Source organism: Verrucosispora sp. ts21 (assembly GCF_002879555.1).
Taxonomy (GTDB): domain Bacteria; phylum Actinomycetota; class Actinomycetes; order Mycobacteriales; family Micromonosporaceae; genus Micromonospora; species Micromonospora gifhornensis.
Window position 1 is genome coordinate 71,842 of sequence record NZ_PNOZ01000026.1, and the last position, 8,346, is coordinate 80,187.

General features: G+C 71.8%; 8 protein-coding genes. 1 reads left to right on the plus strand and 7 read right to left on the minus strand.

What is annotated here, in order from left to right:
* The first annotated feature begins 61 nt into the window (after positions 1-61).
* The gene (gene gabT, locus C1A38_RS13905) at positions 62-1,333 is read left to right on the plus strand and encodes a 4-aminobutyrate--2-oxoglutarate transaminase (protein WP_102658242.1); all 1,272 of its coding nucleotides are present in this window, start codon (positions 62-64) and stop codon (positions 1,331-1,333) included.
* Positions 1,334-1,391: 58 nt separating this feature from the next.
* Here the strand turns inward: gabT and C1A38_RS13910 are convergent, their stop codons facing one another.
* From C1A38_RS13910 to C1A38_RS13935, 7 genes are all read right to left on the minus strand, one after another.
* Positions 1,392-2,066, minus strand: a complete 675-nt coding sequence (locus C1A38_RS13910; protein ID WP_102658243.1) for an RlpA-like double-psi beta-barrel domain-containing protein — start codon at positions 2,064-2,066, stop codon at positions 1,392-1,394.
* A gap of 141 nt (positions 2,067-2,207) precedes the next feature.
* Entirely contained in the window at positions 2,208-2,843 is a 636-nt protein-coding gene (locus tag C1A38_RS13915; RefSeq protein WP_102658244.1) for a M15 family metallopeptidase, read from the minus strand.
* A complete protein-coding gene (locus C1A38_RS13920; RefSeq protein ID WP_102658245.1) occupies positions 2,840-4,003 on the minus strand; it encodes a D-alanine--D-alanine ligase family protein in 1,164 nt (387 codons plus the stop codon). Before C1A38_RS13920 ends, C1A38_RS13915 begins: the two co-directional genes overlap by 4 nt.
* Complete coding sequence (locus C1A38_RS31775) at positions 4,000-5,076, minus strand: threonine ammonia-lyase (protein ID WP_233196811.1); 1,077 nt, start codon at positions 5,074-5,076, stop codon at positions 4,000-4,002. The genes C1A38_RS13920 and C1A38_RS31775 overlap by 4 nt, the downstream gene beginning before the upstream one ends.
* 62 nt (positions 5,077-5,138) lie before the next feature.
* Positions 5,139-6,317, minus strand: coding sequence for an acyltransferase family protein (locus tag C1A38_RS31780; RefSeq protein WP_233196812.1), 1,179 nt, complete (start codon positions 6,315-6,317; stop codon positions 5,139-5,141).
* A 128-nt stretch (positions 6,318-6,445) separates the two neighbouring features.
* On the minus strand, positions 6,446-7,504 hold the full coding sequence (locus C1A38_RS13930; RefSeq protein ID WP_102658246.1) for a HAMP domain-containing sensor histidine kinase: 1,059 nt from the start codon (positions 7,502-7,504) through the stop codon (positions 6,446-6,448).
* Positions 7,501-8,169, minus strand: a complete 669-nt coding sequence (locus C1A38_RS13935) for a response regulator transcription factor (RefSeq protein ID WP_102658255.1) — start codon at positions 8,167-8,169, stop codon at positions 7,501-7,503. Before C1A38_RS13935 ends, C1A38_RS13930 begins: the two co-directional genes overlap by 4 nt.
* Positions 8,170-8,346: the final 177 nt, after the last annotated feature.

Here is an 8,346-nt window from a genome sequence, read left to right on the forward strand (position 1 = left end):
CGCGAGGAGTGAGCCGGGGTTGCGAGCCCCGCAGTCGCAAACGAAAGAAGGCACAGCCCTCATGACCTCTTCAGCGGAGCTGCACAAGCGGCGGAGTTCGGCCGTCGCGCGGGGTGTCGGCAGCGTCATTTCCTCCTATGTCGACACCGCCTCGGGCGGCACCCTCACCGACGTCGAGGGCCGCCAGTGGATCGACTTCGCCGCCGGCATCGCCGTCACCAACGTGGGCAACTCCGCCCCGAAGGTGGTCGAGGCGGTACGCGCCCAGGTCGAACGCTTCACCCACACCTGCTTCATGGTCGCGCCGTACGAGTCGTACGTGGCGGTCTGCGAGCAGCTCAACGAGCTGACTCCGGGCGGCTTCGAGAAGCGCTCGGCGTTGTTCAACTCCGGTGCCGAGGCGGTGGAGAACGCTGTCAAGATCGCCCGGCACGCCACCGGTCGGCCGGCGGTGGTGGTCTTCGACCACGCGTACCACGGCAGGACCAACCTGACCATGGCGTTGACCGCGAAGAACATGCCGTACAAGCACCGGTTCGGGCCGTTCGCCGGGGAGATCTACCGGGTGCCGATGTCGTACCCGCTGCGCGACGGTGGCCTGGACGGTGCCACCGCTGCGGCCCGGGCGATCGAGTTGGTGGAGAAGCAGGTCGGTGCGGAGAACGTGGCGGCGCTGCTGATCGAACCGATCCAGGGCGAGGGCGGTTTCGTCGTACCGGCGGCGGGTTTTCTGCCGGCGCTGCGCGAGTGGGCGACGGCGGCCGGGGTGGTCTTCATCGCCGACGAGATCCAGACCGGCTTCTGCCGCACCGGCGACTGGTTCGCCTGCCAGCACGAGGGCGTCGAACCGGATCTGATCACCCTGGCCAAGGGCATCGCAGGTGGGCTGCCGCTGGCCGCGGTGACCGGCCGGGCGGAGCTGATGGACGCGGTGCACGTCGGCGGGCTCGGTGGCACCTACGGGGGCAACCCGATCGCCTGCGCCGCCGCGCTCGCCTCGATCGACACCATGCACGAGCTGGACCTGGCCGGTGCGGCCCGGCGGATCGAGGCCGTACTGGGTGCCCGGCTGCGGGCGATCGCCGAACGGGATCCGGCGATCGCCGAGGTACGCGGTCGCGGCGCGATGCTCGCCGTGGAGATCGTGCAGCCGGGCACCCTCACTCCCGACCCGGCCGCCACGGCGGCGGTCTCGGCGGCCTGCCACGCCGCCGGCCTGCTCACCCTCACCTGCGGCACGTACGGCAACGTGCTGCGTTTCCTGCCCCCGCTGGTCATCGCCGACGACGAGCTGTCCCGTGCGATGGAGATCCTCGACGCCGCCTTCGGGTGACCCTGGACGGCCGGGTGACTGCCGCGTCCGCACCGCGCGACAGCCACCCGGCCCGGTCTCAGCGCAGCAGCTCGACTGTGTTGTTGCGGACCAGGTTCTTGCCGGGTTCCCGGATCTGTTCCATGGCGGCGGAGTTGAGCAGCACGCAACTGCCCGACGGCCCGGTCACCGTCACAGTGGTCGACCGGTTGTTGTCCAGGTTTGTCACCCGCAGCCGGGTGCCGACCGGGAAGCGGTCGCTGGTGGCGGCCGGGGCGGCGGTCTCCTCGAAGAAGGTGATCGCGCCCTGGCAGGCCGACCCGTCGACCGGGCGGACCGCGGGCGGTGACGCGACGCCGGGCCGGTCGGCGACCTGGTCCGGCTGCCTGGGCGGTACGGCGACACCGCCCAGCCGTTCGACCACGTTGCGCCGGATGACGTTCTTTCCCGGTTCGCGGACCAGCTCCATCGCGGCGGCGTTGAGCAGCACGCAACTGCCCGACGGCCCGACCACTGTCACCTCCGCCGTCCTGGCGTTGTCCAGGTTTGTCACCCGCAGCCGGGTCCCGACCGGGAACTGGTTGCTGGTGGCGGCCGGGGCACCCCCTTCGGCCGAGAAGGTGATCGAGCCGGGGCAGACGCTCTGGGCGGTAGGCGTGCTGTCGGCGAAGCCGAGCCCGGTGCTCACCGCCAAGGCCCCGGCGGCCACCACCGCCACCCCCGCCGCCAGCATGTGCTTGCGCTGCACCTTCACCTGTCGCCTCCCGTACCTCGGCATCTGCGTTCGGAGGCTGGTACGGCGTGGGAGCGCTGTCGGGTTCAGGTGGATCGGAAACAATCCTTCACATCGACTCTCCGACACCGTGCCCGCACAGGATGACGTCGTCCCGCACCTTCACAGCGGGCCGTAGCGGGTGTGCGGTGCCCCGGTCATCAGTGCCCAGTACCGGTCGCCGTACGACCAGTGCCACCACTCGGTGGGGTAGTTGACAAGTCCCGCGCAGGCCAGCGCGGCACCCATGATCCGCCGGTACCGGCGGGCCGGCGCGTCGATCGACGTGGCGGCCGTGAAGCAGGCGTTTCCGCTCGCCTCGGGGGTGGCGTCCACGGGGGTGCCCATGTCCACCTCGGACCCGTCGGCGGTGCACAGGGTCAGGTCCACCGCCCCACCGGTGCTGTGCGGGGCCACCTCCACCGGGGAGACGAACTTGGTGGTCTCCTCGTACAGCCGCTGCGGCGACCAGTCCGGATGGTTGCGGCGCAACTCGTCCCGGTAGGCGGTGAAGATGTTCAGCTGCGCCTCGTACGGCCGGTATCCCTCGATGACCAGCAGGCGCAGGCCGTCGGGCAGGGTGCGCTGCGCGGCCAGCAGACGGTCCACCATTCCTTGGCGCAACCGGGCGTACGCCCCGGCGGGATCGGCGGCCCGGCCGTCGAGCCGCAGTTCGGGTACGTCCCGCAGGTCGACCAGGGGGTCACCGTCGTCGACGCCGGGCACCGCCGCCACCCGGGGATCGCAGAGCAGGATCACGCCTGGCCCTCCTCGCCGGTGGGACGGCTCGCCTGCCGTTCGACGGCGAGCGCGACCAGCCGGTCGACGATCTCCTGGTAGCCGACCCCGGCAGCCGCCCACACCTTCGGGTACATCGAGTGCGCGGTGAAGCCGGGCATCGTGTTCAACTCGTTGACGTACAACTCGCCGGTCGTCTCGTCGTAGAGGAAGTCGACGCGGGCCAGCCCCCAGCCGCCGATCGCGGCGAACGCCCGCAGCGACAGGTCCCGGATCCGTTCGGTCACCTCGTCGGGCAGCACCGCCGGCACCACCATCGGATCGGCGTCGCCGAAGTACTTCTGCTGGTAGTCGAACCAGCCTCCGGTGACCCGCACCTCGCCCACGGTGGACGCCTCGGGACGGGTTCCGCCGAGCACCCCGCACTCCAACTCGCGGCCGGTGACGCCCTGCTCCACCACCACCAGGTTGTCGTGCCGCAGTGCCTCCTCCACCGCCGCGGCCAGGTCGTCGTCCTCGGTCACCCGGGAGATGCCGATCGACGAACCCATCCGCGCCGGTTTGACGAACAGTGGCCGGCGCAGCCCCACCACCAGCTTCTCCACGTCCTCGGTGGTGCGGTAGGTGTGCTCGTCGAACCAGACGTGCGGGGTGATCGGCACTCCCTCGGCCCGCAGCGCCCGCTTCATCGCCACCTTGTCCATCCCGACGGCGGAGGCGAGGATCCCGCATCCCACGTACGGCACGCCAAGCGATTCGAGCAGCCCCTGCACCACGCCGTCCTCGCCGTACGGGCCGTGCAGGACCGGGAAGACCACGTCGAGTACGGCGTGCACCTCACCGGGCGACTCCGCCCCGGTGACAAGTGCGGTGCCGGGCCGCTCGCCGGCCCGCAGCTCCACGGCCGAGCCGGTCACCGACAGCCGGTCGTCGATGGCCCGTGCCGCCGCCGTACCGTCGATGTGGGCGGCCAGTGTCTCCTCGGGCACGAGCCGCAGCCGGCCCTGACGGGTGACGCCGAGTGCCACGACCTGGTACCCGCCGCCGACAAGCGCCCGCGCCACGCCGAGCGCCGAGGCGCAGGAGACCTCGTGCTCCGCGGACGGGCCGCCGAACAGCACCCCGATCACCTGCGGCCTGCCGCCGTCCCGTCGTACTCCCCCGCTGTGACGCTCGCTCATGCTGCCGCCCCTTCCTCGATCCGATGCGGGGTCGCCAGTCGGGCGACCAGGTCCGCTTCCACATTTCCGCCGGTCAGCACCACACCGACCGTGTGCAGCCGCCTACCACCGGTCGGCCCGCCGGCGCTGTCTGCCCCCTTCGCGTACCGGCCGCCGAGTTGCTCGGCGTTGCTGCCGGTCAGCCGGAGTACGCCGGCCAGGCCGGCCGCGCCCGACGGCTCGGCCAGCACCTTCAGTTCCAGCAGGAGCAGCCGGAACGCCTCGGCTATCTGCTCGTCGTCCACCCGGATCACCCCGCTCAGGCGGTCCCGGACGATGGCGAACGGCAGCGCACCCACGCAGGAGGGCCGAAGACCGTCGGCGATCGTCGGTGCGGGCGTGACCGGGACCGGTCGACCGGCGTCCAGGCTGCGGGCCAGCGAATCGCAGCCGTACGGTTCCACGCCGTACACCTCGATCGGCCGCCCGGCGGCGGCCAGGCACGCGCCGGCCACACCGCCGCCCCCACCGACGGGCAGCACCAGCGCGTCCAGCGGAGTGCCGGCCCGCTCGGCATCCTCGATCAGTTCGAGGCTTGCGGTGCCCTGCCCGGCGACCACGTCCGGATGGTCGTACGCGTCGACGATCGGGTGGCCGGTCTCGTCGCTGATCTGCCGGGCCGCCGCCAGCCGCTGCGCGACGTCGGTACCGGCGAGCACCACCCGCGCACCGGCCGCCCGGGCCCGCTCGACCTTCGTCGCGGGCGCGTCGACCGGAAGCACCACAGTGGCGGCCACGCCGTGTCGCCGCGCCGCCAGCGCCACCGCGACGGCATGGTTACCGGTGCTCTGCGCGACCACCCCACCGTGCCCGGCCGCCGCGAGCCGGCCGACCGCGAACAGCCCGCCCCGCATCTTGTACGAGCCGCCACGCTGCAGGTTCTCCGCCTTCATCAGCACCCGCACGCCGGCCAGCCGGTCGATCGCCGGGGACCGCAACAACGGGGTACGCAGCACCCGGCCGTCGAGCCAACGGGCGGCCTCCGCCACGTCGACCCGGGCTGGGTCGACCTCCGGGGAAGCTGAGCGGGACATGTCGTCTCCTTCTGGTTCAGCCGGCGAAACGCCGGTCAGGTGGGTGGCAGGCCGGGTGATGATCACGTCGACGCGGCCGTCCGCCGGGCGGGCAGGTCGACGCGGCGGTTGGGCAGGTCGAACAGCCACCACGCGTGGGCCGCGAGCAGGGTGCGGTGCACGCCCAGAGTCAGCGCCAGCACGGCGACGGTGAGCGACAACGGGAAACCGAAGGCCAGCGCCAGCCGGGCACTGTCGTCCAGGCCGGCGACCCGGTCGGCGATCAGCAGGTGCAGCAGGGCGAGCACCGGCATGTGGATCACGTAGATCGGAAGTGTGTGCCGGCCGAGGGCCGCCAACGGTTCGGCGACCACCGGCCATCGGCTGAGGCGTACCGCCCCGGCGATGCCGAACAGCACCGCGACGGTGGACACCAGCACCGCCACGCCGGGCAGCCGGCCGACGTCGGTGGCGAGCAGGACCGCAGACCCGACGCCGTACGCCGCCGCCGCGAGCAGCAGCCGTCGGCCGGTGACCGCCTGCGCCCACCTCAGCACGTACGGCCGCAGGTGCAGACCGGCGAGGAAGAACACCAGATTCTGGTAGAGCCCACCCCGGTTGCCCGGGGTGTCCAGCAGCCCGGTGGCTGCGACGGCGGCGAGCGTGCCCGCCGCGCCCAGCAGCACCGCCGGGTGGACCCGACGCAACGCCTTGGCCAGTACGAAGTAGAGCGCCAGCGCGTACAGGTACCAGAGGTTGGACGGGGTGATGGTGAGCTGGGCCAGCAGTTGGCCCACGCTGCTCGCCCGGTCGGTGGGGAAGTCCGGGGCGAAGGCCAGCACGGCGGTGTGGATCAGCAGCCAGAGGGCGTACAGGTAGAGGAACTTGGCGACCCGGGAGCGGGCGACCGCCCGCCACGGCCGGTGCACGGCGGCGGCCGCGAACATGCCGGAGATGGTGAAGAACAGGGGCATCCGCATCGGCAGCAACAGCTCGCCGAAGGCACCCCAGGCGCCGGGCACCGGCACCGCGAGCTGCCACTCGATCTGCAGGTAGTCCTTCATGATCACGTGCCAGAGCAGGACCAGGACGATGCAGCCACCCTTGGCGACGTCCGCCCAGGCCAGCCGCCCACCGGCCGCCCCGCCGTGCGCCGGCCCGGACTTCCCGACCGGCACCGACCCGGCCTGCTCGTCGTGGGCCGGCCCGGTCGGAGCCGGGGCAGCGCTGGTGGGCGGTGCCGTGTGCTCTCGGGTGGTCACGATGTTGCTCCTCTCTGCCGGGCAGCGCCCGATTCCGGGCACGCCGAAGGCCGAGTCGCCGCGCTCGGCGGTCGGTGTGGGGTGCGGTGCTGTCGGGGTGGGTGCGGTGCGCGGTCGGCTGGACCGGGTCAGGGCGCCTTGGGTAGCTGGACGTCGACCCGGAGCCCGCCGTACTCGGCCGGTCGGGCAGCGATCAGGCCGTCGTGCGCCTGGGTGATCGAGCGGGCGATGGCCAGGCCGAGGCCCGCCCCGCCGCTGTGATTCGTACGGTCCCGAGCAAGTCGGCGGAACGGCTCGAAGAGCCCGGCCACCGCCTCGGCCGGCACCACCTGACCGCTGTTGACCACTGTCAGCGCCGGTTCCCGGCCAACCGTGACGGTAAGCGTCCCGCCCGGCCGGTTGTACTTGATCGCGTTCTCCACCAGGTTGCTGACCAGGCGTTCCAGCAACACCCGCTCACCCATGACCACCCGGGGTACGAGGTGGCTCTGCACGGTCACCCCGGCCTCCTCGGCCCGTTCCTGGTAGCCGGCGAGCACCGTGCCGACGATCTCGTCCAGCCGCAGCGGAAGCCGTGCCCGCAGACCCTGGTCGCTCTCGCTGAGCGCCAGCAGACCCTCGATCAGCCGCTCGTTGCGCTCGTTGGTCTCCAACAGTTGGCTGGTCAACAGTTCGAGTTGCTCGCCGGTGAGCGAACGGGCCATCCCGACCTCGATCAGCGTCCGCTGCACCGCCAACGGCGTACGCAGTTCGTGCGAGGCGTTCGCGGCGAACCGACGCTGGCCCTCGTAGCCGGCCGCGATGCGTTCCATCATCTCGTCGATGGCACGGGCCAGCCGGGCCATCTCGTCGTTGCCGCGCGGCCGGATCCGGTAGCCGAGGTTCTGCGGCCCGACCTGCGCGATCGGCCCGGCGAGATCACTCACCGGGCGCAGACACCACGCCCCGGCGACCCAGATCCCGATCAACGCGATCAGCAGGACCACGAGGCCGGTCAACGTGCTGAGCTGGCCGACGACGCTCCCGGCCGCCCCGCACGCCGTGCGCACCCCCGGCACCCCAGCGTCGCAGAGCCGCTGGCCGTAGAGCCACACCAGGTTCAGCACCCTCTTCACCACGAGGGGCATGGCGATCCCGGCGATCAGGGCGGCCGCGCCGACCAGCACGATCCGCCGACGCGGCGTCATGCTGCCGCACCGCCGATCCGGTAGCCGGCTCGCGGCACGGTGTGGATGATCTGCGGCGTGCCGAGCTTCTTACGCAACGTCATCACGGTGACCCGCACGGCGTTGGTGAACGGGTCGGCGAACTCGTCCCAGGCCTGCTCCAGCAGTTCCTCCGCGCTGACCACCCGCCCCTCGGCGCGCATGAGAACGTGCAACACGGCGAACTCCTTCGGACTCAGGCTGACCTCGCGGTCGTCCCGGGTCACCGTGTGCCGGGCCACGTCCAGCGCCACACCGTGCTGGCGCAACACCGGCGGCACCGCCGGTGCCGAGCGCCGCCCGAGCGCCTGCACCCGCGCCACCAACTCGGCGAAGGCGAACGGCTTGGTCAGGTAGTCGTCCGCACCGAGACCGAGCCCCTCCACCCGGTCCCGGATGCCGGCAGCTGCGGTGAGCAGCAGCACCCGCGTGGTGGCACCGGATTCGGCGAGGCTGCGACACACCTCGTCACCGGTGTGTACCGGCATGTCCCGGTCCAGCACGGCGACGTCGTACCGGTTCACCCCGATCCGCTCCAGGGCACCGCCGCCGTCGTAACAGACGTCGACCGCCATCGAGAACTGGCGCAACCCCTCGGCGACCGTGTCCGCCAGCAAACGCTCGTCGTCCGCCACCAACACCCGCACGTGCACTCCCCCGTGATCCGCAACTGTCCGGCACACGTTCGCAGGCCGGAGTTAAGGGTTCTGTAAGCGCCTGCCGCCGCAATACTCCACGCCACCGCCCCGACAACAAGTCCAGGCCCCCCACCCCATTCCAGCCGCCTACCCAGCAACCCCAACCACCCCCAAACCCCCCTCCAC